We start from the raw sequence: 21,573 nt of genomic DNA on the forward strand, positions 1-21,573 counted from the left end.
TATGCCTGAACCATTTCCCGCAATGACCTCATAGTCGCTCCTCCGACGACGACGACCGGCCGAAACGCGCCCAGGCATGCCAGCCGCATCAAGCCCCCTGACAACCACACCAGTCAAAATGACAATCAGCCTTGACACATCTGCGGCTATTCTGTAAAGCTCACTTTACTGATTCGAAAGGAGCCTTTACTCATGTCCAAGAGCCGGGCATTGAAACGCTATAACCGGCGCGTGCTGGCGCTCAGCGCGGTCTATGCCGCGCTGCTATTCGGTGTGGTGTACCTGTTCACCCGCCATCTGATCAGCGGACCGGTGGCCTATGTCGCCGCTGTCCTGCCCGCCCTGCCGATCATCGGCGTCCTCGGGGTCATCGGACGCTACCTGACCGAAGAGACCGACGAATATCTGCGCATGATGATGGCGCGGCAGGCATTGATCGCGACCGGTTTCGCACTCAGCATCTGCACCGCCTGGGGGTTCCTCGAGAATTTCCGGCTCGTGCCGCACATCTACGCGTATTACGCGGTGATCCTGTGGTTCGCCGGGCTTGGTCTGGGTGCCTGCCTCAACCGCATCCAGGCATGGCGGGGTGCGGCATGAAACGGAACCCGGCCCAGCGCCGCTATATCCGGCGCTTCATACCGATGATGCTCGGCTATGTCGTCCTGCTGTTCGCGGCGAATTCCCTGATGGCAGCCTGGCACCCGCACGGCCCCCTGCTCGCCGTGCTGGCGGTGCTGCCTGCTCTCCCGCTGATCGGGGTTATCGCGGTGATGGGATTATATCTGATCGAGGAAAAGGACGAATTCCTCCGCCAGCGTCTCATCATCGCGATGCTCGGCGGCCTGGGCGGCCTGCTGGCCGTGGCGACGATCTGGGGGTTTCTCCAGCTGTTCCACGTCGTCGTGGCGGCGCCCCTGTTCCTCGCCTTCCCGACATGGTGTGCCCTGTTCGGCCTGACCACCGGCGTCCTGTCGCTCCTCGACCGCCGGGGGCGCGGCACATGAAGAACCGCCTCAAGGTGCTCCGCGCCGAACGCGACTGGAGCCAGGGCGATCTCGCCGACCGGCTCGACGTGTCCCGCCAGAGCGTGAACGCGATCGAGACCGGCCGCTACGACCCCTCGCTACCCCTCGCCTTCAAGATCGCCGAGCTGTTCGAGCTCCAGATCGAACAAATCTTCACCAGTCCTTCCAGGGAGAATGACCAATGACCCCAGCCACCAAAGGCCGGCTGATCGCCGCCATCGCTCTGCCGCTGCTGCTGCTCAATGCCTTTCCGGCCCATGCCGCCCAGACCCAGGCATCTCACGGCATCGAACACACGTCCGGACCCATCACCCTGATGGACCATATCTCGATCATCCCCATGGGTGCCGGTTCGCCTGTCTTCCTGATCCCGGGCCTCTCGTCACCGCGCGAGGTGTGGGACGGGGTGGCGCATCAGCTGGCGGAGAAACACACGGTCTATCTCGTTCAGGTCAACGGTTTCGGTGGCGACGCCCCCCGCGCAAACCTGAAGCCCGGAATCCTGGACGGCATCGTGGCGGATCTGGACGATTATATAACGACCAACAAGGTGAAGGGCGCCGCGATCGCCGGTCATTCGCTCGGTGGTCTGGTCGGGCTGATGTTCGCCAAGGCGCATCCGGACCATCTGTCCCGCCTGATGGTGGTCGATTCCCTGCCATTCTACGGCATGCTGTTCGGACCGGCCACGACCGTCGCGATGGTCGAGCCACGCGGCAAGGCGATGCGCGACCAGATGATCGCTGCCCATGGCAAGCCGGCCGACCCGGCCACGGCAGAAGCGGTGGCCAACAGCCTCGCGCTCAAGCCCGACTCCCGCGCCAAGGTGAAGGCCTGGGCGATGGCGGCCGATCCGCGTGTGACGGGTGAGGCGATGTATGAGGATCTGAACACCGATCTCCGGCCGGATCTCGCGACGATCAAGACGCCGATCACGCTCGTCTATCCATGGGCCGCGGCGGTACCGAAAGAGAGAGCCGACATGCTGTACAAGGGCGCCTACGCCGCCGCGCCCGCAATGACCTATGTCGATATCGGCGACAGCGCGCATTTCATCATGCTCGACCAGCCGGCCGCGTTTGCCGCCGCGCTCAAGGCATTTGCCGGGGCGGACTGACGATCCGGCGCTCGATCCGTCCGGATTGGCGCGATCCCGGGGGCGGTGGCCTGATTTCCCCCTCCCCGACCGGGAGGCCTGTTGTATGGGCAGGCGATGACCGAGTCCCCTGCCCGCCCCGCACTCGCCTATCACCTGACCGAGGGCACCGGCCCGACGATCGTTTTCCTGCCGGGCTATGCGTCCGACATGACCGGCAGCAAGGTTATCGCGCTCGAGGCTTGGGCGAAGGAGGAAGGCCGGGCATTCCTGCGATTCGATTATGGCGGATGCGGGCAGAGCGAGGGCGCGTTCGAGGATCAGACGCTGGCGGGATGGCGCGACGATGCGCTGGAGATGGTCGACCGCGCCGTGACCGGGCCGGTCGTGCTGGTGGGATCGTCGATGGGCGGGTGGCTGATGCTGCTCGTCGCGCGCGCGCGGCCCGATCGGGTGGTGGGCCTGGTCGGCATCGCGCCAGCGCCCGATTTCACCGACTGGGGCTTCACCACCGACGAGAAGATGGCGCTGCTGCAGAATGGCCGGATCGAGCGGCCGTCGATCTATTCCGATCAGCCGACCGTCTATACCGCGCTTTTCTGGCAATCGGGCGAGGCGAACCGGGTGATGTCGGGGCCTATCCCGTTCGACGGGCCGGTGCGGCTGTTGCAAGGCCAGGCCGATCCGGACGTGCCGTGGCACCGCACCGTACACCTTGCCGGGCTGCTGCGTTCAGCCGATGTGCAGACTATGCTCGTCAAGGACGGGGACCACCGCCTGTCGCGCGATGCCGATATCGCGCTGCTCATCGGAGCGGTCGAGGATGTGATCCAGCGCTTATGATCTTCCTGTTGTTGCTTGCCGCCCAGGCCGCCCAAACCCCTCCCGTCGCCGGCCCGCCCGATCCCGCGGAACAGCGGTTCGAACGCTGCGTCGACCTCGCCGAAAATGATCCGCGCGCGGCGGAAACCGAGGCGGGACAATGGCAACGCGACGGCGGCGGTTTCCTGTCGCACCAGTGCCTCGGCATCGCCTATGCCAGCGAAACCCGCTGGACCGGGGCTGGAGCCGAATTCGAGGCTGCGGCGCGCGGCGCCGAGATAGCGCGAGACAAGCGCGCGGCGAATTACTGGGCGCAGGCGGGCAATGCCTGGCTGGCCGGTGGCGAGCCGATGAAGGCGCGCACCGCGTTGAATGCCGCGCTGGCCGCCGGCACGCTCGAAGGCCTGCAGCGCGGCGAGGCCAATCTGGACCGAGCCCGTGCCTTTGTCGCGGGCGGCAATCTGGGCGATGCGCGGGCCGATATCGACCGTGCGCTGGTCGATGCCGCAGCCGATCCGCTCGCCTGGCTGTTGTCTGCGACGCTCGCGCGACGGACCAACGATCTGGTCCGGGCGAAGAAGGATATCGGCGAGGCGATCAAACTGGCGGGCGACGACCCGTCCGTGCAACTCGAGGCGGGGAATATCGCCGCCGCCCTGGGTAATGAAGCGGGAGCGAAGGCGGCGTGGAACAGCGCGGCCAAGCTGAAGCCCGAAAGCGACGCTGCGAGGAATGCACGAAATGCGCTGAAGCAGTTCGACGCGCCGGCGGCCGCGGCGGTCGCGCCGACGGCAGCAAGTCCTGCGGCAGCGAAACCCGAACCCGCGAAACCTGCGCCCGCGCCAGTGAAACCGTAGAGTTCGGTGATACCGTGACGCCGGACCGAGTGCGGCGTGACGAAATGGGGAGGCACAGCGTTCAGCTGCCAAGCCGGGCGCAAATTACACCGACAGAGACTGGCAACCGCCGGCGCATACGCCTATCTCGCGCGGGAGCATGGAGGCCCGTCGATGAAGTATCTGCACACGATGATCCGCGTCACCGATCCCGACGCGACGATCCGTTTCTTCAACCTGCTCGGGCTGAACGAGGTGCGGCGGATGGACAGCCAGCAGGGTCGCTTCACCCTGATCTTCATGGCGGCGCCGGGCGAAGAAGGCCAGGCCGAGGTCGAGCTGACCCATAACTGGGACCCTGAGGAATATTCCGGCGGCCGCAATTTCGGGCATCTCGCCTACCGCGTCGACAATATCTACGAGACGTGCCAGCGGCTGATGGATGGCGGCGTGACGATCAACCGCCCGCCGCGGGACGGACACATGGCGTTCGTGCGCACCCCCGACAATATCTCGGTCGAGCTGCTGCAGGATGGCCATCTGCCGCCGGCCGAGCCATGGGTGTCGATGCCCAATACCGGCGTCTGGTAAGATGAGCGCGGCGACCCGCGCTTTCCTCGCCATGACGGGCGCACGCCTGCCGATCATACAGGCGCCGATGGCGAATTTCGCCGGGACCGAGCTTGCCATCGCGGCGATCGGTGCCGGTGGGGTCGGATCGCTTCCTTGCGCGGTGCTCGACGCCGGAGCGGTGGTTGCTCAGGCCGCCACGGTGCGCGGCGCGGCGATGGGGCCGCTCAACCTCAACTTTTTCTGCCACACGCTCGGTCCGCCGCCCGACGAGACAGCGTGGCATCACGCCCTCGCGCCCTTTTACGCCGAGGAGGGCGTTGCGCCGCCTACCGAGGCGCCGCCCCTGCGCCGGCCGTTCGACGCGGCGATGGCCGATGCAGTCGGCCGGGCTCGCCCGGAGATCGTCAGCTTCCATTTCGGCCTGCCGGATGAAGAGTTGCTAGATCGGGTGAAGGCCAGTGGTGCGCTGATATTCGGGTGCGCGACCAGCGTCGCCGAGGCGCGCTATCTGGTGGAGCGTGGCTGTGACGCGGTGATCGCGCAGGGTTTCGAGGCGGGCGGTCACGCCGGCTATTTCCTGGAGGGGCATCGCCCGGTCGGGTTGATCGCGCTCGTCCCGCAGATCGTCGAGGCGGTGCATGTGCCGGTCATCGCCGCGGGCGGCATCGCCGACGAACGTGGCGCGGTCGCCGCGATCGCGCTTGGCGCCGCGGCGGTACAGATCGGCACCGCCTATCTCCGCACGCCCGAGGCTCGGCCGAGCGCGGTGCATCGCAGGCGGCTCGAAACGGCGACGGCCGGTGACGGTGTCTTCACCAACCTGTTCAGCGGTGGCCTTGCGCGCGGACTGCGCAACCGGCTGACCGACACGATCGGGCCGGTGAGCGCCGTCGCCCCGCCTTTCCCCTATGCCAGCGCGGCGCTCGCCCCATTGCGCGCCAAGGCGGAGAGCCAAGGCCGGGACGATTATACCCCGCTCTGGGCCGGCCAGGGCATCGGCCTGACGCGGGCCGACCCCGCCGCCATGGTGACCGAGCGGATCGGTACCGCAGCCCTTTCTTCCGGGAGCCTTTCATGACCGACCTCGAGATCGTCCGTATCCCGGCGCTGAGCGATAATTATATCTGGCTGGTGCACGACCCCGTCTCGCACGAGACGATAGTGGTCGATCCGGCCGAGGCAGCGCCGGTGCTGGCCGAGGCCGACAAACGCGGGTGGCGGATCGGGCAGATCTGGAACACGCACTGGCACCCTGATCATACCGGCGGCAATGCGGCGATCAAGGAAACCACCGGCGCTGTCGTCTCCGCCCCCGCGGCCGAGGCGGCCCGCATCCCGACGCTCGATGTCGCGCTCGGCGAGGGTGATCGGTTGACCTTGGGCCAACATGTCGCGACCGTGATCGAGACGCCCGGGCATACGGCCGGACACATCAGCTTCCATCTGCCCGCCGACTCGGTGGTGTTCACCGGCGACACCCTGTTCGCCATGGGCTGCGGCCGGCTGTTCGAGGGCAATGCGGAACAGATGTTCGCCAATATGCAGCGCCTGGCCGGTCTGCCGCCCGAGACGGTCGTCTATTGCGCGCACGAATATACCCAGTCGAACGGCCGCTACGCGCTGGCTGCCGAGCCGGACAACGTGGCGACGCGCGAACGGATGACGAGGGTGGATGCGGCGCGGGCCCGGGGCGAGGCGACCGTGCCGACGACGATCGCGGAGGAACTGGCGACCAATCCCTTCCTTCGGTCACGTTCCGCCGGGCAGCTTGCCGAGCGGCGCAAGGCCAAGGATGAATTTCGCGGCTGACTGCGCTATGATGACCGAACGGGGGAAGGTCTAACGGAGAGCCACCATGCGCGCCCTTTTGCCTCTGATCGCCGTCATGATGTCAGGCTGCGTCACCACCGGCGACACGCAGGGCGCCGCCCGCGCGCTCGACAAGGCTTTGGCCGGCCGGAGCGCCGGCACGCCGATCGACTGCATCGACCGAACCTCGCTCAGCGGACCGGAGATCATCGACAGCACGACCCTGATCTACCGCTCTGGCAGCCATGTCTGGCGCAACACGCTGGAGGGGAGCTGCCCGGCGCTGCGCCAGAGCTCCATCCTGATCATCGAGGCGCATGGCAGCCAGATGTGCCGCAACGACCTGTTTCGCGCGACGGAGCAGGGATCTTCGGTTCCGGGCCCGATCTGCCGGTTAGGCAAATTCACGCCTTATGAGAAACCGAAGGGGTGAGTGATTCCAGGTTGTCCTGGTGCAAAGCCCAGTTAGCTGGAACTACCCTTCCCCGTTCGGGCTGAGCCTGTCGAAGCCCTGCTCTTCTCTTCGTGGGAAGAAACAACAGTCCTTCGACAGGCTCAGGACGGACGGAGATGGTGGCCAACCCAATTCTCAAGCCGGCTTGAGGGGTTGGGACAATTGAGATCAGCGCGCCTTACAGGACGAAGCGCGACAGGTCGGTATTCCGCGCGATCACCGCAAGTTGCTTGTCGACATAGGCGCCGTCGACGACCAGGGTCTGACCCTGACGATCCTCGGCGTCGAAGCTGACTTCCTCGAGCAGCTTCTCCATCACCGTCTGCAGGCGGCGCGCACCGATATTCTCGATCTCGCCGTTCACTTCCGCCGCGATCTTCGCCACGGCGCGGATGCCGTCCTCGGTGAATTCGACCGTCACGCCCTCGGTACCGATCAGCGCGACATATTGCTGCGTCAGCGAGGCCTTGGTGTCGGACAGGATCGCGACGAAATCATCCTCCGTCAGCGCCTTCAGTTCCACCCGGATCGGCAGGCGCCCCTGAAGCTCGGGCAGCAGGTCGCTCGGCTTGGCGACATGGAAGGCGCCCGACGCGATGAAGAGGATATGGTCCGTCTTCATCGGCCCGTATTTCGTGGCCACCGTGGTGCCCTCGATCAGCGGCAGCAGGTCGCGCTGAACACCTTCGCGGCTGACGGAACCGCCACGCACGTCGCTGACCGCGATCTTGTCGATCTCGTCAAGGAACACGATCCCGTTCGCCTCGGCGTCGGCCAGGGCAATGCGGCTGACCTCGTCCTGGTCGAGGCGCTTGTCGGCCTCTTCCTCGACCAGCTTTTCCCATGCCGCCGGCACGGTGAGCTTGCGGCGCTTGAGCTGCCCGCCACCGCCGAACGCCTTGCCCATCATCTCGCTGAGATTGATCATCTGCGCGCCACCGCCCGGTATCTCGAACGGCATCTGGGACTGTGCCTCCAGCTCGATCTCGATCTCGGTCTGGTCGAGATGGCCGTCGCGGAAGCGCTGACGAAAGGCTTCGCGGGTCGCCTCGCTGGCACCCTTGCCGGTCAATGCGTCGAGCAGACGGGCAAGCGCCGCTTCCTCGGCCTTGTCCTTCACCGCGACCCGGCGGCGTTCCTTCTCAAGCCGGATCGCCTCCTCGACGAGGTCGCGGGCGATCTGCTCCACGTCACGGCCGACATAGCCGACCTCGGTGAACTTCGTCGCCTCGACCTTCACGAAGGGCGCATCAGCGAGCTTGGCCAGGCGGCGGCTGATCTCGGTCTTGCCGCAGCCGGTCGGGCCGATCATCAGGATGTTCTTTGGCGTGACCTCGTCGCGCAGATCGCTGCCGAGCTGCTGACGGCGCCAGCGGTTACGCATCGCAACCGCGACTGCCTTTTTGGCGTCCTGCTGGCCGATGATGTGCTCATCGAGCGCCTTGACGATGGCTTTGGGGGTAAGGGCTTCGTTCATTTTCTCTTCTATCTCCCCTCCCGCTTGCGGGAGGGGTTGGGGGTGGGCTCGCGCTCACCGCCGGCGTTGTCGTTCGGGGAGGTCGGCTGCCCACCCCCCAGCCCCTCCCGCAAGCGGGAGGGGAGTTAAGGTCAGGACGCGCTTTCGAGGCTTTCGACCGTCAGGCGCTCGTTGGTGTAGACGCAGACCTCAGCAGCGATCTTCATCGCCTTGCGGCAGATCGTCTCGGCATCTTCCTCATAGTCGACCAAGGCGCGCGCCGCGGCCAGGGCATAGTTGCCGCCCGACCCGATCGCCGCAACACCCGCTTCGGGCTCGAGCACATCGCCGTTTCCGGTGAGGATCAGCGTCACGTCCTTGTCCGCGACGATCATCATCGCCTCCAGGTTGCGGAGATATTTGTCGGTCCGCCAGTCCTTGGCGAGTTCGACCGCTGCCCGCAGCAACTGCCCATGATGTTGTTCCAGCTTACGCTCCAGCCGCTCGAACAGGGTAAAGGCATCGGCCGTCGCGCCGGCGAAACCGCCGATCACCGATCCGTCGCCGAGGCGGCGGACCTTCTTCGCATTGGGCTTCATGACCGTCTGGCCCTGCGTCACCTGGCCGTCCCCGGCCACCACGACGCGTCCATTTTTGCGCACGGAGAGAATTGTCGTGCCGTGCCACGTGTTGTCGTTACCGCTCATGGGCGGCATATGGGATGGAGATCGCAGCTGTGCAATCCGGGGGGCACCGACATGAGTGACAGCGGGAAGAACGGACCCGACCATCCGCTCGAACGGATGATCTTCTTTTCCGACGCGGTATTCGCCATTGCGATCACGCTGCTGATTATCGAGGTCCATCCGCCGCATCTGCACGGTGGGGCCTCCAACCTGGAATATGTGGGGGCGCTGCTCAACCTGATGCCGAACCTGATCGGCTTCTTCATCAGCTTCTTCGTCATCGGCGCCTTCTGGGCCGGGCATCACCGGTCCTTCGCGCTAGCCGGACATTATTCGGACCGGCTGAACGGGCCGAACCTGATGATGCTGTGCTCGATCGTCTTCATGCCCTTCTCGACCGCGTTCATGAGCGCGAACTACGGCGCGCTTGTGCCATCGCTGCTCTACAACAGCATGCTGGTGGTCACGGGCCTGCTCAATATCCGCCTGGTCCGGCTGGTGACTTCAGCGCCCGTCGTCGACGAGCGCGTCCCCGTAGAGACCATCGCCTATGTCCGCGCCCGCGGTCCGGCGGTGGTGCTGGGTGGGGTCTGTGCTTTGCTTGTCGCGCTATGGGATGCACGGTTCAGCCAGGCAGCACTGATGAGCATCCCGCTGTGGATGATCCTGCTGCGGAAACGGGCGACGAAACGGCTGGCCGCGCAGGCCTAAGCCGCTGACCAGCTGGTGCAAATTCCGGTCGCCTGACGGGAAGCGGTACTGCGGGTAAAGCACGTCTCAATGTCCGATCCCAAGCCATGGGTAGGACAAGAGGTAGCCGGGCGCGGCCGGATTTGGGCCGCGCCCGGACCGTCAATTACCGGCAGCGCGTATTGTTCGCATCGATCGACGCGCCGGCCGCGCCGCCGCCGGCAGCGCCTAGCAGCGTGCCCAGCGTCTTCGAACCGCCCGGCGCGATGATGTTGCCGAGCAGGCCGCCGACCGCCGCGCCGACCAGCAGGCCGGTCGTTCCGTCCGACCGGCGGCAATAATAGCGTCCGTCCTGCCCGCGATAAACGCGGTCGTTGCGCGACAGGCGCCGCTCCCGATAGCGCGGCGAATCGCGATAATAGCGGTCGGCATAATAGCCGCCATATTGCGGGTCGGGCCGGTCGTAATCATACCGGTTATAGCTGCGATAGCGTGGGTCCACCCCGCCATCGCCATAGGTGGAGCAGCCTGAGACAAGGCCTGCGCCAAGCGTCGCCGCGGCGAGCAGGCCGAGGGTCATAGTACGCATATCACTCTCCCGGTTCGTTATGCCTGAGCAACGCGGAAAGGGCCATGATGGTTGCAACATCGGCCAGATGCGGACTCCGCCCGGGCGCTTGATCGTGTCCGACGAACGGCGCAAGGCTTGGCTATCGGTCGGGAATCGGGGCGTCGTCGATGGGCAACAGATATGTCGAACCGCGCGGGGCGCGGCACAGGATCGAGTTGATCGATGGCGTCCAGCAACTGCGAATCCCGATGCGGCGCCAATGGTTCACGATCTTGTTCCTGTCCGTCTGGTTGTGCGGCTGGACGGCCGGCGGAATCACGGCGATGACCCAGGTCGTCAGGACTTGGGACTGGTTCCTGATCTTCTGGCTGGGCGGGTGGGCCATCGGCTGGGTATTTGCAGCCGGAACGGTGGCGGGCCAGCTTGCCGGCGCGGAAATTCTGCGCGTCGTGAACGGTGATCTCGAGGTAAGCAACGGTATCGGCCAGATTCGCCGGACACGGCTCTATCGCGGCGGCACCATCCGGAACTTGACCGGGTACGATCCGGTCGATGCTTTCCCATGGCGCGGGAACGTGCAGACCCCGTTCATGCGATCAAGGACAGGCGCGGTGAAGTTCGATTACGGCGCTGAGACGATCTTCCTCGCGGCTAGCGTCCAAGAGCCCGAGGGCAATGACATCGCGCGGTGGCTGGGTACGCGCCTCCCGAAAACCGCGACGCTCACGGCCTGAGTCCGACGTTCAGTGGGCGGTCGCTATCCCCGGGTGGCCCGCCCAGCCCGCCGCCGACACCGGTGACGCTCGGCAGCGGTTATGTCGCCCCGTTCGCGCTCGTCGGCGCGGCTTACAAGGCGTTCACCCCGGCCAAGATCTCCGCGAAGCCGTGCTGGCGGCGGTATCCGGAATCTGACGAGGCACCGGCGCGCCGCGGCCGCGCAGAGGGAAAATCGATCCTTTAGGCGGCGCCAGCCTTGCCGCCATTCTTTCGAGGCCGGCCGCGAGTTCCTTACGGTGGTCGAGGCTCGATTCGAGATCGAGCAGCTTCATCAGGTCGCCGGTCGAGGTCGGGATTGTCCTTCCCGCGCTGCGGAACGCCGGCTCGCCGTACCCGTTTAGCAAGGTGATCAAATGGAGTTGAAATCATGAAGACGATCAGCATCGCGCTGGCGCTCGCTCTGCTTGGCGGAAGCGCCGCCGTAACGGCCCAGACCACAACGCCCGCCCCCACAACGCCCGGCATCGCCCCATCCGGTACCGAAAACGACGTCAACAGTCCGGCTGTTGCCGCCGCCAACAGAGATGTCGAGGCACAGTCATCGACGCGGCAGAATGCCGTGGCAGGCGTCAACGCCGAACTCCAGGCGAGCGCCGAAGCCCAATATGCCGCTGACCTGGCCGCCTATCGCGATGCGCTCCGCGCGCGTCACCGCGAGGTCGTGCGCGATGCCCGCGTCGCGGATCGTCAGGAACGCGCCTATGCCGATGCGATGCGCGACTGGCGGCGCCAGGTCTATGCCTGCAAGCATGGCAGCACTCGCGCCTGCAACGCGCCCTCGCCGAACCCTGCCGACTATTGGTGAGGCAGGCCCGACGCGCGTTCGTCAGTTGGCCTAATCCTATACCCGAGACGATGATGCCAGGACCACGGCGTGCAAAATGCAGGCCGGGGACGACCGGCCGTTGCGCAGACGGAACAGGTGGCCAGCCCTGACCGTTCGGACCTGATGACCGGATCGGCCGACCTCAATCGCGATTATGCCTATGGCCTGGCGCGGGCGCTTGGCGGGGCCATCCTGTTCGGGCTGCCGCTGTTGATGACGATGGAGATGTGGTCGCTCGGCCTTTACACCCATCCCGCGCGGATGATGCTGTTCCTGGCGCTCAACTTCGCCATGCTCGTTGTCCTGTCGCGCTTCGGCGGGTTCGAGCATACTGCCAGCCTGACCGAGGACGTGCTTGATGCGCTCGCGGCATATGGCGTGGGGATCGTCGCATCGGCAGCGGTGCTCGCACTGTTCGGCATCATCGGCCCCAAAACGCCGATCGACGAGATCACCGGCATGGTCGCGATCCAAAGCGTACCCGCAAGCTTCGGCGCGATGATCGCGCGCAAGCAGCTCAGTGCCGGCGACCCGGAACCGGACGAAGACCATGAGGCGCGGTCGGCCGGCTATCTCGGCCAATTGTTCCTGATGACGGCCGGGTCGCTGTTCCTGGCGTTCAACGTCGCACCGACAGAGGAGATGATCCTGATCGGCTTCAAGATGACGCCCTGGCACAGCCTGGCGCTGATCGCCGCCTCGCTGGCACTGCTGCATGCCCTTGTGTTTGCAGTGGGTTTTGCCGGGCAGGAGCAGGCACCCGAAGGCTATGGCTTCGCAAGGCGTTTCCTCATCTATACCCTGCCGGGATATGGCATCGCGCTGCTTGTCAGCCTCTACACGCTATGGACTTTCGGCCGGGTCGATGGCGCGGAGATAAGCGCGGTTGCGTCCACCGTGACCGTGCTCGGTTTTCCTTCGGCGATTGGGGCCGCGGTCGCGCGGCTGGTGGTGTGAGGGAGAACAGCTGTGGCTGACGCAAAACGGAAGACCACCGGCGAAACCCCGGCACTGGAATGGATCGCGGCGGGCATCGGCGCGGTTCTGCTGTTGTTCCTGCTGGTGGTGATCGGGCGCGAGGCGATCGATGGCGAAGCGACCGAGCTTCCCGTGATAGAGGTCGCGGTGACGGGCATCGCGCCGTCAGGGTCCGGCCATGTCGTATCGTTCGAGGCGCGGAACCGGACCGACGGGACAGCCGCGGCAGTCAATATCGAGGGCGTGCTGAAGGCGGGCGGCACCGAGATCGAGAGTAGCAGTGCGACGATCGACTATGTCCCCGGCAAGGGCGCCGTCGAGGGCGGGCTGTTCTTCACCCGCGATCCGCGCAAGGCCACGCTCGAGGTGCGGGCACTGGGATTCCAGAAGCCCTGAAGCTTTATTTCGGATGCGGCCCGTGGCTGCTCTGGTCAGCCTATCGAAAGCAACTATCTCGTGCCGGACAGCGCGAGGAGCCACCGCATGACCGATGCTAACGACTATACGCCCCCCAAGGTCTGGACCTGGAACAAGGACAATGGAGGACAGTTCGCAAACATCAACCGGCCGATCGCGGGTCCGACCCATGACAAGGAGCTGCCGGTCGGCAAGCATCCGTTCCAGCTCTATTCGCTCGCCACGCCCAATGGCGTAAAGGTAACCATCCTGTTCGAGGAACTGCTCGAACTCGGCCACAAGGCCGCCGAATATGACGCTTGGCTGATCCGCATCAACCAGGGCGACCAGTTCGGCAGCGGCTTCGTCGACATCAATCCGAACTCGAAGATCCCGGCACTGTTCGACCGCAGTGGGCCTGAGCCGATCCGGATATTCGAATCCGGCGCGATCCTGATGCATCTTGCCGAGAAATTCGGCGAATTCCTGCCGACCGAGCCGGCCGCCCGCGCCGAATGCCTGTCCTGGCTGTTCTGGCAGATGGGCAGTGCCCCCTTTCTTGGCGGCGGCTTCGGCCATTTCTACGCCTATGCACCGTTCAAGATCGAATATGCGATCGATCGCTACGCGATGGAGGTGAAGCGCCAGCTCGACGTGCTCGACCGGCGGCTGGGCGAGAGCGCGTATCTGGCGGGCGATGCCTATACCATCGCCGACATGGCGGTCTGGCCGTGGTACGGGGCCCTGGCCAAGGGACTTGTCTATGATGCGGGCGAGTTCCTGCAGGTGCAGGATTACAAGAACGTCCAGCGCTGGACCGAGACGATCGGCGCGCGCCCGGCGGTAGCCCGCGGACGGATGGTCAATCGCGTGATGGGCGACCCGGCCAGTCAGCTGCACGAACGCCATGATGCGGACGATTTCCTGACAAAGACACAGGACAAGCTTGCTCCGCCCGAGTGAGCGCGCCTGAGCGTCCGGGCACCATCCAGCATTTGGTGGCATGGCGCCTTCGGGTTTTCATCGTATCGTCGTCGATCCGGCCGTCTGCGGAAGGGCGGCCGGTGGTCGCTGGCAACGCGGGTGCGCGTGACCGACATAGTGGCGATGCTGGCGGGCGGAGCGCGTACGGCGGAAATCGCGGCCGACTTTCCCTGTCTGTCGGAGGACGACCGGCGCGCCGCGCTTTCCTTCGCGCCATCGACGGCTCGTTCTGAATCCCTGGTCTTGTCACCCGAATGACGCCGAAGGCCGACGTCAGCCGAGCCGGTCATAATAGGCGAAGAAGAAGCCAAGCTGGCCGATGACCGCGACCGCCACCAGCACCAACTGGAAGCGCCGCGAGGCGATCGCCGCGCCAAGCCCGCACCCGATGAGCGAAACGATGGCGCGGAGACCGTAGACCGGCCCCAACCTGCCGAGATAGGCAGTGCCCTTCAGCAGCGTGTCGCCGATGTCGAGCACGAAGGTCAGCGCGATCAGGCCGAACAGCCATTTGCGGCGCGACAGGAAATAGTCGGCATACCCGTCATACCCGTCGAGCGTGCCGGGAAACAGGAGCGCGCAGATCAGGAAATAGCAGGACGCATAGGCGAAGATGAAAAGATAGCGCCCGAACGTCCAGTCTGTGATCTGGTTGAGGCGGAATTCCCACCACCAATAGCCGATGACCGACAGCAGCGCCCAGGCCACCCAGCCGAGATGGATCACGCTGATCTTCTGCTTGCCGGGATGCTCGACAAAGACGGCGAGGCCAAGCAGCAGCCGGCTGACACTCAGGCCCAGGATCACCCCGACGATGACCCGGACGTGCAGAAAAAGATCATTGGCCATGGGCATCCGTCCCGATCGCGCCGCGAAGGTGGCAGAATGGCAGGCCCCGGGCAATGACGGGCATCGAGACCGGCGCCTGGGTCGAGCGGAGCAATCACCGCCATCGACGAGGAGCAAGGCGAAGACTCCTCTGGATTTCCCGCGCGGCCATGGCTATGTATGGGTCATTGTACGGATACATGAGGCATACAACATGGTCAGCCTGGAGAACGACACCGAGAAATTCCGCTGGATCATGAAGTCCGGATGGAAGGGGCTTTGTCCGCGGTGCGGCAAGGGGCACATGTTCACCTCCTGGCTGAAGGTGGCGAAGACCTGCGACGTCTGCGGGCTGGATTACCGCTTTGCGACGCCGGACGACGGGCCGGCCTTTTTCTCGCTGTGCATCGTCGCCTTTCCGCTGACCTTCCTGCTTGTATGGATCGAAGTCGCATACAATCCCCCTTTATGGGTTCACCTCTTCACATCGGTCCCGATCATGATCCTCGGCTGCCTGTTGCCGCTGCGGCCGATCAAGGGATGGCTGGTCGCATCGCAATATGTAAACAGGGCGCAGGAAGCCGGTACCGGCAACTTATGGGCGAAGCTGCATGGGCGGACGCCGGAGGAGGGCGCCAGCAATTTCGATGACTGACGCCTGGCTTCCCGATCTGTCGCAGAGCGCCGGCACCAAATATCAGGCCATCGCCGATGCGCTGGACGTGGCGATCGCGCGCGGGGACCTGCGCAAGGGGGACCGCTTGCCGCCGCAGCGCGAGGTCGCGGCACGGCTCGGCGTCGACCTGACGACGGTGACCAAGGCCTATGATGCGGCCCGACTGCGCGGGCTGATCGAGGCGCGCGGCCGGGCGGGCAGCTTCGTGGCGGCGGCACCGCACATGCCGATCATCCCGCCCCCCTCGGTCGATACGGGCATGAACATGCCGCCCGAGATACCGGGTGGCCTGCTGAGCCGGGCGATCGTCGAGACGTCGGCCGCGCTGCTTGCGGGATCCGAGATGGCGTGGCTGCAATATGCGCCGGCCGGCGGCGCGCCGCAGGACCGGGCGGCGGGCGCCGCCCTGCTGTCGGCGCGCGGGCTGCCATCGGCCGAGGAGCAGGTGATCGTCACTGCGGGCGGACAGAATGCGCTGCATGCGATCCTTACCTCCGCGCTCGACAAGGGCGATGTCATTGCCTGCGGGCGCTTCGTCTATCCCGGGCTGAAGGCGCTCGCCGCGCGGCTCGGGTTGCGGCTGCTTCCGCTCGATACGATCGATGCCGCGACGCTCGAGGCCGCGTGCCGCACCACGCTGGTGCGCGCGCTCTATGTCGTGCCGACGAACGACAATCCGACCGCAACGACGATCTCGGCGGCCGAGCGCGAGGCGATTGCCGAGGTTGCGCGGCGCCACGACCTGCAGGTGATCGAGGATGATGCCTATGGGCTGCTCGCCGGCGAACCAATCAGGCCGATCGCCGCCTTCGCGCCCGAGCGCTGCTGGTATGTCGCGAGCCTGTCGAAGATCGTCACGCCGGCCCTTCGCCTCGCCTATGTCCGCACGCCGAGCGTCGCCAGTGCATTGCGCCTGGCCGCGGACGTGCACGAGACGGCGATCATGGCGCCACCGCTCAGCGCCGCGATGGTGAGCCGCTGGATCGGGGACGGCACGCTCACGCGCCTCGTCGCGGCGATGCGTGCCGAGATCGCCTGGCGGCAGGAGTTGGCCGACGGCATCCTCGGCATGGTCGAGCGGCAGCGGTCGCCGGAGGGCTATCATCTCTGGCTGCCCCTGCCCGCCCCGCTATCGGCCGACGACCTCGTCGGGGCGATGCGGCAGCACGGACTGTCGGTGGTCGCGGCCGGCAGCTTCGCGGTGGAACGGGATGGGACCCAGGCAGTGCGGGTCTCGCTGGGCGGGCTGGTCGACCGGGAGAGGCTCGGCCGCGGGCTGCGCGTGCTGCACGGCCATGTGTCGCAGCCGGTCGGCAAGGCTGCGCCGCTGGTCTGAGGACCGGCTCAGCGCAGGACCGGGGCGCTCTCCTCGGCGAGTTGCTCGATCTGTTCGAGCGATATGTCGGACTGGCTCACAAGGGCCTCGAACTCCTGCGCGGTCTGCTCGAGTGCCTTGTCGTCAAGGTCTTCGGCGGGGCTCGGCACGCTTTCCTGCGTGAACGCCGGTTCGTCGTCACTGAAATCGACCGCCGCACTGAGGTCGCCATTCGACCCGGCATGACCGCCGCCGAAATCGAACCCGAGATTGGTGTTGTACGTAACGCGCTCTTCCCAGCGCGGACCGCGCCACCAGACGGCGAAATACATGGTCTTGGCTTTGGCCGGACTGACGCCGGAGACGATCATCGCATCGTAGAAGACGCGGTGGGTCGCCTGCCAGGTGCGGAGGCGCTTGTCGCAATACCAGTCGTGAATGATCGAGGCGTCGCGATAGCCCTGATCGAACGGCCCGCCGATGATCGACCAGAAGATCTGCGGGATGGAGGCGCCGTCGACGATCGCGCCCTTCGGCACACCCCAGGCAAGCTCCTGCGGATCGTAGAAGGTCAGCGGGGTGGTGAGTTCCACATTCCGCCCGGGCAGAAATTTGACCACGGGATTGCTGCTGAAGCGTGCCGGCATGACGTCCTCCCCCAAAAGCAGGGTACCGCATACCGCATCATCGGCCGGCGAGTCACCGGGAACCGCATCCGGATCGCCGGCGATCCCGCACGCCCGAGGGCGCAGGGGATCGCCGGGACAGCGTCAGCCTGCCTTTGGCGCGTCGCAATCGCCGATGCGCTTGCCGACGACCTGGGTCTTGGTGTTGACCTTGCCGCCCGCGGGGGCGCCCGGCATGGCCGGCATGCTCATCGACGCCTCGCTGGTGACATCGTAGGCGGTGCCGCTGATCGTACCCGACATGGTCGAGCGCAGATCGCCCGGCGCGCCGCCGGCGCCGCCCTTGCAGACCAGGGTCGCGTCGATCTTGCCGCCGGTCATCTCGAACTTCTCATAGGTGCAGTTCTGCGCCCCGCCGAACATGTTCTCGGGCGGCTTGGCGGCCATTTCGGGCGTCACGCAGGTTTCGACCGTCTGGGCGCCCATCGCGCTCATCTGCTGCTTCATCGGGCCGGCCATCTGCGCGGGCAGGCCTGGCGCATCGATCGACAGGATCTTGACCACGGTCTGCCATTTGCCCGGCTGGAGCTTCACCGCATTGTTGGTGGCGGCGGTGACGTCGGCGACCGACGCATTCTCCGCCTTGACCGTGGGCTGAGAGTTGCAGGCGCCCAACAGGGCGACGACGGGCAATATTAGGACCAGGTTTTTCATAGAGTCTCCCGAAAAAGTTGTCATTGCTCCCCCTCCGGAAGCGAGGGCTGGAGCAAAGCGCACCGCGTTTCAATCCGCTTTATTTTACAGCCGACACGGAACAATTTCGCGCCAGCGTCGTGCAGCAGGATGGTCGCGGGCTCGACATGTGGCCTTCCCTCGTAGCGCGGATAAGAAGGTAACCGGGCGGAGCAAGAATATTTACCACCATTATGGCGGTAAAAGTCGATCGTGAGGCGGAGGGCGCACATGCCGGGACTCTTGTCATGACGCGGCCGGAACAAGCACCATGGCTGCTCGTTGGCAGCTTCAGGAAAACGACGGCGCAGACGCGCCACAGATCGTCCCGATATCATCCCATCATGTCCGGGCCAAATATCGTACCCGGACGCCGATCACAGGAACCGCCCATGTCACGATCCACTTCCGGCACCTCGACCCCCCGCCCCGCCTGGCCGCTGCTCGCTGCCCTTGCGGTGATTGCCGCACCATGCCTGCCCGCCGTCGCCGGCGCGCAGAACAAGCCCGAATCGACCGGCCATGCTGCGGGCCAGATCGTATCCCAGCCGGTGCGCGACGTCGGCATCGAGAAGACCAAGGTGCCGCCGCTGCTCGCCTCGATCGGCGACGACCCCTATGCCATGCGCGGCGCGGGCACCTGCCGCCAGATCGGCTCGTCGGTTGCGGCGCTGAACGACGTGCTCGGCCCCGATTATACCGGTACGGCCGCACCGCAGAAGCGCAACGTCGTCAAGGCAGGCGGCGCGGCGGTGGTCAACTCGCTGATCCCGTTCCGCGGCCTGGTCCGCGAAGTGAGCGGCGCCGGGCCGGCCGAGCGGCGGCTGAATGCGGCGATCGACGCGGGCCTTGCGCGGCGCGGGTTCCTGCGCGGGTTGCAGCGGGCCAAGGGCTGCCGCTGATCGGCACGGCCCGGCGATTGCGGCATGATGACTGAGGCGGCGGCGGAGGAATTCGCCGCCGCTCTCGCATGTCTTGCCGGCCGAACAGGACGATGAGAAGTCGCGCATGACCGCCTCTTAACGGGCGGGCGGCGCGGTTGAATCAAGGCGGTGGGCGGGCGTGCATGTCGGAAATGTCATGCATCTTGCTGACATTTTCAGCGCCTCGGCGCCGATACAATACATTTACGTTTTATTTCAATGCTTTATTCTGAGAGCGAGGCAGAACCGGGGCTCTCGGCGCCTGACGCGGCGTGATCCAACCCGGTGCGGCCAGGATGGACGACGGCGGCGCGGACATGAACCACGCCGCCGCCGAACGGCTTAATTGGTGGACTGGAGCGCGTGCTTCAGATCGCGCATCTCGTCATGGCCGGCGCGAACCGAGCCATAGGCGGTCTGGATCGCCGAGCGCGTTTCGGCCGACAGGTCCTGATCCTCCAGGGCGGATTCGAACTTGGCCTTGATGTGATCCTCGCCGCGCTCGACCTCGTTGACGATCGCCGCGTCGTCCTGGCCGGTGACGCTTGCCTTGAGGTTCAGGAAGGCGCGGTGGGCGCCGGCCAGGATCGTGCCGTCATCTTCGGGCGTTCCGCCGAGGCGCGATACTTCGGCCTGAAGGTCGGAGACGACCGTGCGGCGTTCCGTGGCGCGGGCGATGAAGAGCTGGCCATAGCGGCTGTTCTCGGCATCCTTGGCCGCTTCGGTATAGCCATCGACGCTGTCGAGCGTGGTGGCGATCAGGCTGTTGAGCGTGCTGATGTCGTGGTCGGTATCCGCCATGGGAAGCTCCTGCTTGGGTGAGTGGTCTGAACGCACGCGGCAGGAAATGGGGCCGTGGGGCCGGGACTTTATGTCGTTGATTTATATCAAGGAGTGGGCGGATCGGGATTCGAAGAAGAACAGTCCTTCGACAGGCTCAGGACGAACGGGGGTATCGATCGAACCCAAATCCGGCCGGAATCCACCCCGAAGACGCCCTACCCCCGAAGCAGGGGGAGGAGTTGGTCGCCCTGGCGCTTGATCTCCGACAGATAGGGCGTGTCGGACAGGACGAAGTGGGTGATGCCGAGCGCCTCATATTTGCGCAGCGAGTTCGCGACGTCCTCGGCCGAGCCGACCAGCCAGGTGGTGCCGGCGCCGCCGCCGCCGAACTTGCCGGGTGCGGTGTAGAGATTGTCGTCGAGCACTTCGCCACGCGACTGCAGGTCGAGCAGGCGCTGCTGGCCGGTGGCGACCCAAATGCGGTGGTCGTTCCAGCCCCTGCCCTCGCCCTTCGCCATGTCGGCGACCTTGGCCTCGGCATCGGCCCAGGCCTGTTCGGTGGTGTCGCGCACCAGGGTGGTGATGCGCAGGCCGAATTCGAGCGGCGGCAGGTTGCGGTCGAGCTGTTTGCCGAGCGCCTTCAGCCGATCGATCCGCTCGCGCACGCCGTCGAGCGGTTCGCCCCAGAAGAGCTGGACGTCCGCCTCGGTGGCGGCGACCTGCTCGGCCGCGGCGGAGGCGCCGCCGAAATAGAAGCTGGGGTGAAGCCGGTCGCCGCGCGGCTCGAGGCGCGGGGCGCGGGGCGACGGTGGAACCGGCAACCCGGAAATATTCGCCGGCATAGGTGACCTTCTCCTCGGTCCAGAGCCGGCGGACGAGCTGCATGAACTCCTTCGTGCGCGCATAACGCTGCGCCTGATCGCCCTCGCTGTCGCCATAAGCGGCGAGATTGTCCTGACCCGACACGATGTTGATGCGCACGCGACCGCCGGTCAGCTCGTCGAGCGTCGCCGCGGCGGAGGCGAAGTTGGCCGGGCGCCAATAGCCGGGGCGGATGGCAATCAGCGGCTCGAAGCTGGTGGTGCGCGCGGCGAGCGCGGCGGCGATGGTGAAGGTATCGGGCCGCCCCCAGCCGGTGCCAAGCAGCGCGCCCTTCCAGCCATGATCCTCAAGCGCCTTTGCATGGGCGGTCAGCGTGTCCAGGCTGTTCGCGCCCGACGGCGTGGTGTCGCCGCGATGGCCGTCGCCGACCTGGTTGGGGATGTACCAGAGGAATTCGGAATCGCTGCTCATGACGCACCTTGCTGGAGTAATCCTATCGATCTGATAGGAATTAAAAAGCCTGAGCGCAACGGGATTGATTGGTCGTGCAGCGGATGCCGTCGCCTGCGCGACTTCACCGCAGTTCCTGCTTTCGGCGAGACGGTCCATGTCACCAGTTTCGGGCCGCCGTTGCGACCGGAGGCGCGGAGTTGGGATAGGTCGCGTCGTTTCCGGGCGAGCGTGATCGGACGCTTCGGTTCCGACGATGAAGCTCCGCCGCGTGATGTCGTTCAGCGACAAACGGAGGGTCTATTTTCCGAGTTGACCGACATGGAACAAAAAGAGATCACTACCCTTCCTCGTATCGGGGCAATCATGTGCGAATCCGGGTAGCGACCTTTCTCCTTCTCACCCTCACAATGGGTTGCTCAGGGCATGATCCGGA

The 21,573-nt window shown here is 65.6% G+C and carries 30 protein-coding genes and 1 pseudogene; 21 read left to right on the forward strand and 10 right to left on the reverse strand.

Features of this window, described 5'->3' with window-relative positions:
- The first annotated feature begins 192 nt into the window (after window positions 1–192).
- The 10 genes from AC1DT7_RS19125 (at window position 193) to AC1DT7_RS19170 (ending at window position 6,597) form a co-directional block, all read left to right on the forward strand.
- Entirely contained in the window at window positions 193–600 is a 408-nt protein-coding gene (locus AC1DT7_RS19125; protein ID WP_478037773.1) for a hypothetical protein, read from the forward strand.
- The gene (locus AC1DT7_RS19130) at window positions 597–1,007 is read left to right on the forward strand and encodes a hypothetical protein (protein WP_478037774.1); all 411 of its coding nucleotides are present in this window, start codon (window positions 597–599) and stop codon (window positions 1,005–1,007) included. The genes AC1DT7_RS19125 and AC1DT7_RS19130 overlap by 4 nt, the downstream gene beginning before the upstream one ends.
- On the forward strand, window positions 1,004–1,213 hold the full coding sequence (locus tag AC1DT7_RS19135; protein WP_478037775.1) for a helix-turn-helix transcriptional regulator: 210 nt from the start codon (window positions 1,004–1,006) through the stop codon (window positions 1,211–1,213). The genes AC1DT7_RS19130 and AC1DT7_RS19135 overlap by 4 nt, the downstream gene beginning before the upstream one ends.
- Window positions 1,210–2,145 (forward strand): alpha/beta fold hydrolase, encoded by a 936-nt coding sequence (locus tag AC1DT7_RS19140; RefSeq protein WP_478037776.1) that lies wholly within the window; start codon window positions 1,210–1,212, stop codon window positions 2,143–2,145. Before AC1DT7_RS19135 ends, AC1DT7_RS19140 begins: the two co-directional genes overlap by 4 nt.
- A gap of 96 nt (window positions 2,146–2,241) precedes the next feature.
- Complete coding sequence (locus tag AC1DT7_RS19145) at window positions 2,242–2,967, forward strand: alpha/beta hydrolase (RefSeq protein ID WP_478037777.1); 726 nt, start codon at window positions 2,242–2,244, stop codon at window positions 2,965–2,967.
- On the forward strand, window positions 2,964–3,803 hold the full coding sequence (locus AC1DT7_RS19150) for a tetratricopeptide repeat protein (protein ID WP_478037778.1): 840 nt from the start codon (window positions 2,964–2,966) through the stop codon (window positions 3,801–3,803). The genes AC1DT7_RS19145 and AC1DT7_RS19150 overlap by 4 nt, the downstream gene beginning before the upstream one ends.
- A 153-nt stretch (window positions 3,804–3,956) precedes the next feature.
- Window positions 3,957–4,373, forward strand: a complete 417-nt coding sequence (locus AC1DT7_RS19155; RefSeq protein ID WP_478037779.1) for a VOC family protein — start codon at window positions 3,957–3,959, stop codon at window positions 4,371–4,373.
- 1 nt (window position 4,374) lies between these two features.
- Entirely contained in the window at window positions 4,375–5,433 is a 1,059-nt protein-coding gene (locus AC1DT7_RS19160; RefSeq protein WP_478037780.1) for an NAD(P)H-dependent flavin oxidoreductase, read from the forward strand.
- Window positions 5,430–6,164: a hydroxyacylglutathione hydrolase gene (gene gloB, locus AC1DT7_RS19165; RefSeq protein ID WP_478037781.1), complete on the forward strand. Its 735-nt coding sequence runs from the start codon at window positions 5,430–5,432 to the stop codon at window positions 6,162–6,164. The genes AC1DT7_RS19160 and gloB overlap by 4 nt, the downstream gene beginning before the upstream one ends.
- Before the next feature lie 46 nt (window positions 6,165–6,210).
- Window positions 6,211–6,597: a hypothetical protein gene (locus AC1DT7_RS19170; RefSeq protein WP_478037782.1), complete on the forward strand. Its 387-nt coding sequence runs from the start codon at window positions 6,211–6,213 to the stop codon at window positions 6,595–6,597.
- 199 nt (window positions 6,598–6,796) lie between these two features.
- On the opposite strand, the gene hslU is transcribed toward AC1DT7_RS19170, so the two are convergent.
- Together hslU and hslV are read right to left on the reverse strand one after the other, a co-directional pair.
- Window positions 6,797–8,095, reverse strand: coding sequence for an ATP-dependent protease ATPase subunit HslU (hslU, locus tag AC1DT7_RS19175; protein ID WP_478037783.1), 1,299 nt, complete (start codon window positions 8,093–8,095; stop codon window positions 6,797–6,799).
- 131 nt (window positions 8,096–8,226) lie between these two features.
- Window positions 8,227–8,781: an ATP-dependent protease subunit HslV gene (gene hslV, locus AC1DT7_RS19180; RefSeq protein ID WP_478037784.1), complete on the reverse strand. Its 555-nt coding sequence runs from the start codon at window positions 8,779–8,781 to the stop codon at window positions 8,227–8,229.
- Between the two features lie 51 nt (window positions 8,782–8,832).
- Between hslV and AC1DT7_RS19185 the strand changes: the two genes are divergently transcribed.
- Window positions 8,833–9,471, forward strand: a complete 639-nt coding sequence (locus AC1DT7_RS19185) for a TMEM175 family protein (protein WP_478037785.1) — start codon at window positions 8,833–8,835, stop codon at window positions 9,469–9,471.
- Window positions 9,472–9,616: 145 nt separating this feature from the next.
- Here AC1DT7_RS19185 and AC1DT7_RS19190 read toward each other — a convergent pair whose 3' ends face one another.
- Window positions 9,617–10,039, reverse strand: coding sequence for a glycine zipper 2TM domain-containing protein (locus tag AC1DT7_RS19190; protein ID WP_478037786.1), 423 nt, complete (start codon window positions 10,037–10,039; stop codon window positions 9,617–9,619).
- Window positions 10,040–10,188: 149 nt separating this feature from the next.
- On the opposite strand from AC1DT7_RS19190, the gene AC1DT7_RS19195 reads away from it, so the two are divergent.
- Window positions 10,189–10,755, forward strand: coding sequence for a hypothetical protein (locus AC1DT7_RS19195; protein WP_478037787.1), 567 nt, complete (start codon window positions 10,189–10,191; stop codon window positions 10,753–10,755).
- A gap of 123 nt (window positions 10,756–10,878) precedes the next feature.
- Here AC1DT7_RS19195 and AC1DT7_RS19200 read toward each other — a convergent pair whose 3' ends face one another.
- Entirely contained in the window at window positions 10,879–11,070 is a 192-nt protein-coding gene (locus AC1DT7_RS19200; protein WP_478037788.1) for a hypothetical protein, read from the reverse strand.
- 95 nt (window positions 11,071–11,165) lie between these two features.
- On the opposite strand from AC1DT7_RS19200, the gene AC1DT7_RS19205 reads away from it, so the two are divergent.
- From AC1DT7_RS19205 to AC1DT7_RS19225, 5 genes are all read left to right on the forward strand, one after another.
- Window positions 11,166–11,603, forward strand: coding sequence for an OmpH family outer membrane protein (locus AC1DT7_RS19205; protein ID WP_478037789.1), 438 nt, complete (start codon window positions 11,166–11,168; stop codon window positions 11,601–11,603).
- A gap of 117 nt (window positions 11,604–11,720) precedes the next feature.
- Entirely contained in the window at window positions 11,721–12,581 is an 861-nt protein-coding gene (locus tag AC1DT7_RS19210) for a TIGR02587 family membrane protein (protein ID WP_478037790.1), read from the forward strand.
- Between the two features lie 12 nt (window positions 12,582–12,593).
- Window positions 12,594–12,998 carry a hypothetical protein gene (locus AC1DT7_RS19215; RefSeq protein ID WP_478037791.1) on the forward strand — a complete coding sequence of 135 codons (405 nt, stop codon included), beginning with the start codon at window positions 12,594–12,596 and terminating at the stop codon, window positions 12,996–12,998.
- A gap of 87 nt (window positions 12,999–13,085) precedes the next feature.
- Window positions 13,086–13,961 (forward strand): glutathione-dependent disulfide-bond oxidoreductase, encoded by an 876-nt coding sequence (yghU, locus tag AC1DT7_RS19220; protein ID WP_478037792.1) that lies wholly within the window; start codon window positions 13,086–13,088, stop codon window positions 13,959–13,961.
- 126 nt (window positions 13,962–14,087) lie between these two features.
- Complete coding sequence (locus tag AC1DT7_RS19225; RefSeq protein WP_478037793.1) at window positions 14,088–14,240, forward strand: DUF433 domain-containing protein; 153 nt, start codon at window positions 14,088–14,090, stop codon at window positions 14,238–14,240.
- 15 nt (window positions 14,241–14,255) lie between these two features.
- Here AC1DT7_RS19225 and AC1DT7_RS19230 read toward each other — a convergent pair whose 3' ends face one another.
- On the reverse strand, window positions 14,256–14,831 hold the full coding sequence (locus AC1DT7_RS19230) for a hypothetical protein (protein ID WP_478037794.1): 576 nt from the start codon (window positions 14,829–14,831) through the stop codon (window positions 14,256–14,258).
- Between the two features lie 193 nt (window positions 14,832–15,024).
- Here AC1DT7_RS19230 and AC1DT7_RS19235 point away from each other — a divergent pair, with 193 nt between their 5' ends.
- The gene (locus AC1DT7_RS19235; RefSeq protein WP_478037795.1) at window positions 15,025–15,465 is read left to right on the forward strand and encodes a DUF983 domain-containing protein; all 441 of its coding nucleotides are present in this window, start codon (window positions 15,025–15,027) and stop codon (window positions 15,463–15,465) included.
- On the forward strand, window positions 15,458–16,822 hold the full coding sequence (locus AC1DT7_RS19240; protein WP_478037796.1) for an aminotransferase-like domain-containing protein: 1,365 nt from the start codon (window positions 15,458–15,460) through the stop codon (window positions 16,820–16,822). Before AC1DT7_RS19235 ends, AC1DT7_RS19240 begins: the two co-directional genes overlap by 8 nt.
- Window positions 16,823–16,830: 8 nt before the next feature.
- Here the strand turns inward: AC1DT7_RS19240 and AC1DT7_RS19245 are convergent, their stop codons facing one another.
- Together AC1DT7_RS19245 and AC1DT7_RS19250 are read right to left on the reverse strand one after the other, a co-directional pair.
- Window positions 16,831–17,448 (reverse strand): DUF1353 domain-containing protein, encoded by a 618-nt coding sequence (locus tag AC1DT7_RS19245; RefSeq protein ID WP_478037797.1) that lies wholly within the window; start codon window positions 17,446–17,448, stop codon window positions 16,831–16,833.
- Window positions 17,449–17,571: 123 nt separating this feature from the next.
- Window positions 17,572–18,141, reverse strand: coding sequence for a DUF3617 domain-containing protein (locus AC1DT7_RS19250; RefSeq protein ID WP_478037798.1), 570 nt, complete (start codon window positions 18,139–18,141; stop codon window positions 17,572–17,574).
- Window positions 18,142–18,551: 410 nt separating this feature from the next.
- Here AC1DT7_RS19250 and AC1DT7_RS19255 point away from each other — a divergent pair, with 410 nt between their 5' ends.
- Entirely contained in the window at window positions 18,552–19,061 is a 510-nt protein-coding gene (locus AC1DT7_RS19255) for a hypothetical protein (protein ID WP_478037799.1), read from the forward strand.
- A gap of 363 nt (window positions 19,062–19,424) precedes the next feature.
- Here AC1DT7_RS19255 and AC1DT7_RS19260 read toward each other — a convergent pair whose 3' ends face one another.
- The 3 genes and pseudogenes from AC1DT7_RS19260 to AC1DT7_RS19270 all read right to left on the reverse strand — a co-directional run.
- The gene (locus tag AC1DT7_RS19260; RefSeq protein WP_478037800.1) at window positions 19,425–19,883 is read right to left on the reverse strand and encodes a PA2169 family four-helix-bundle protein; all 459 of its coding nucleotides are present in this window, start codon (window positions 19,881–19,883) and stop codon (window positions 19,425–19,427) included.
- Window positions 19,884–20,080: 197 nt separating this feature from the next.
- Window positions 20,081–20,383: a hypothetical protein gene (locus AC1DT7_RS19265; protein ID WP_478037821.1), complete on the reverse strand. Its 303-nt coding sequence runs from the start codon at window positions 20,381–20,383 to the stop codon at window positions 20,081–20,083.
- A gap of 172 nt (window positions 20,384–20,555) precedes the next feature.
- Window positions 20,556–21,128, reverse strand: a pseudogene (locus AC1DT7_RS19270) (LLM class flavin-dependent oxidoreductase); the annotation flags it as partial.
- On the opposite strand from AC1DT7_RS19270, the gene AC1DT7_RS19275 reads away from it, so the two are divergent.
- Window positions 21,027–21,521 (forward strand): hypothetical protein, encoded by a 495-nt coding sequence (locus tag AC1DT7_RS19275; protein ID WP_478037801.1) that lies wholly within the window; start codon window positions 21,027–21,029, stop codon window positions 21,519–21,521. The pseudogene AC1DT7_RS19270 and the gene AC1DT7_RS19275 overlap by 102 nt on opposite strands.
- The last annotated feature ends 52 nt before the right edge of the window (window positions 21,522–21,573 follow it).

This window comes from Sphingomonas sp. P3_C6 (assembly GCF_056402595.1).

Coding starts and splice junctions, on each gene's coding strand:
- AC1DT7_RS19240 (WP_478037796.1), top strand. CDS start 15,458: ATGACTGACGCCTGGCTTCCCGATCTGTCGCAGAGCGCCGGCACCAAA.
- AC1DT7_RS19170 (WP_478037782.1), top strand. CDS start 6,211: ATGCGCGCCCTTTTGCCTCTGATCGCCGTCATGATGTCAGGCTGCGTC.
- AC1DT7_RS19130 (WP_478037774.1), top strand. CDS start 597: ATGAAACGGAACCCGGCCCAGCGCCGCTATATCCGGCGCTTCATACCG.
- AC1DT7_RS19190 (WP_478037786.1), bottom strand. CDS start 10,039: ATGCGTACTATGACCCTCGGCCTGCTCGCCGCGGCGACGCTTGGCGCA.
- hslU (WP_478037783.1), bottom strand. CDS start 8,095: ATGAACGAAGCCCTTACCCCCAAAGCCATCGTCAAGGCGCTCGATGAG.
- AC1DT7_RS19275 (WP_478037801.1), top strand. CDS start 21,027: ATGATCCTCAAGCGCCTTTGCATGGGCGGTCAGCGTGTCCAGGCTGTT.
- AC1DT7_RS19250 (WP_478037798.1), bottom strand. CDS start 18,141: ATGAAAAACCTGGTCCTAATATTGCCCGTCGTCGCCCTGTTGGGCGCC.
- AC1DT7_RS19160 (WP_478037780.1), top strand. CDS start 4,375: ATGAGCGCGGCGACCCGCGCTTTCCTCGCCATGACGGGCGCACGCCTG.
- AC1DT7_RS19195 (WP_478037787.1), top strand. CDS start 10,189: ATGGGCAACAGATATGTCGAACCGCGCGGGGCGCGGCACAGGATCGAG.
- AC1DT7_RS19205 (WP_478037789.1), top strand. CDS start 11,166: ATGAAGACGATCAGCATCGCGCTGGCGCTCGCTCTGCTTGGCGGAAGC.
- AC1DT7_RS19260 (WP_478037800.1), bottom strand. CDS start 19,883: ATGGCGGATACCGACCACGACATCAGCACGCTCAACAGCCTGATCGCC.
- AC1DT7_RS19150 (WP_478037778.1), top strand. CDS start 2,964: ATGATCTTCCTGTTGTTGCTTGCCGCCCAGGCCGCCCAAACCCCTCCC.
- AC1DT7_RS19235 (WP_478037795.1), top strand. CDS start 15,025: ATGGTCAGCCTGGAGAACGACACCGAGAAATTCCGCTGGATCATGAAG.
- AC1DT7_RS19135 (WP_478037775.1), top strand. CDS start 1,004: ATGAAGAACCGCCTCAAGGTGCTCCGCGCCGAACGCGACTGGAGCCAG.
- AC1DT7_RS19155 (WP_478037779.1), top strand. CDS start 3,957: ATGAAGTATCTGCACACGATGATCCGCGTCACCGATCCCGACGCGACG.
- AC1DT7_RS19230 (WP_478037794.1), bottom strand. CDS start 14,831: ATGGCCAATGATCTTTTTCTGCACGTCCGGGTCATCGTCGGGGTGATC.
- AC1DT7_RS19145 (WP_478037777.1), top strand. CDS start 2,242: ATGACCGAGTCCCCTGCCCGCCCCGCACTCGCCTATCACCTGACCGAG.
- AC1DT7_RS19140 (WP_478037776.1), top strand. CDS start 1,210: ATGACCCCAGCCACCAAAGGCCGGCTGATCGCCGCCATCGCTCTGCCG.
- AC1DT7_RS19125 (WP_478037773.1), top strand. CDS start 193: ATGTCCAAGAGCCGGGCATTGAAACGCTATAACCGGCGCGTGCTGGCG.
- yghU (WP_478037792.1), top strand. CDS start 13,086: ATGACCGATGCTAACGACTATACGCCCCCCAAGGTCTGGACCTGGAAC.
- AC1DT7_RS19265 (WP_478037821.1), bottom strand. CDS start 20,383: ATGGCGAAGGGCGAGGGCAGGGGCTGGAACGACCACCGCATTTGGGTC.
- AC1DT7_RS19245 (WP_478037797.1), bottom strand. CDS start 17,448: ATGCCGGCACGCTTCAGCAGCAATCCCGTGGTCAAATTTCTGCCCGGG.
- hslV (WP_478037784.1), bottom strand. CDS start 8,781: ATGAGCGGTAACGACAACACGTGGCACGGCACGACAATTCTCTCCGTG.
- AC1DT7_RS19200 (WP_478037788.1), bottom strand. CDS start 11,070: ATGAAGCTGCTCGATCTCGAATCGAGCCTCGACCACCGTAAGGAACTC.
- AC1DT7_RS19255 (WP_478037799.1), top strand. CDS start 18,552: ATGTCACGATCCACTTCCGGCACCTCGACCCCCCGCCCCGCCTGGCCG.
- gloB (WP_478037781.1), top strand. CDS start 5,430: ATGACCGACCTCGAGATCGTCCGTATCCCGGCGCTGAGCGATAATTAT.
- AC1DT7_RS19185 (WP_478037785.1), top strand. CDS start 8,833: ATGAGTGACAGCGGGAAGAACGGACCCGACCATCCGCTCGAACGGATG.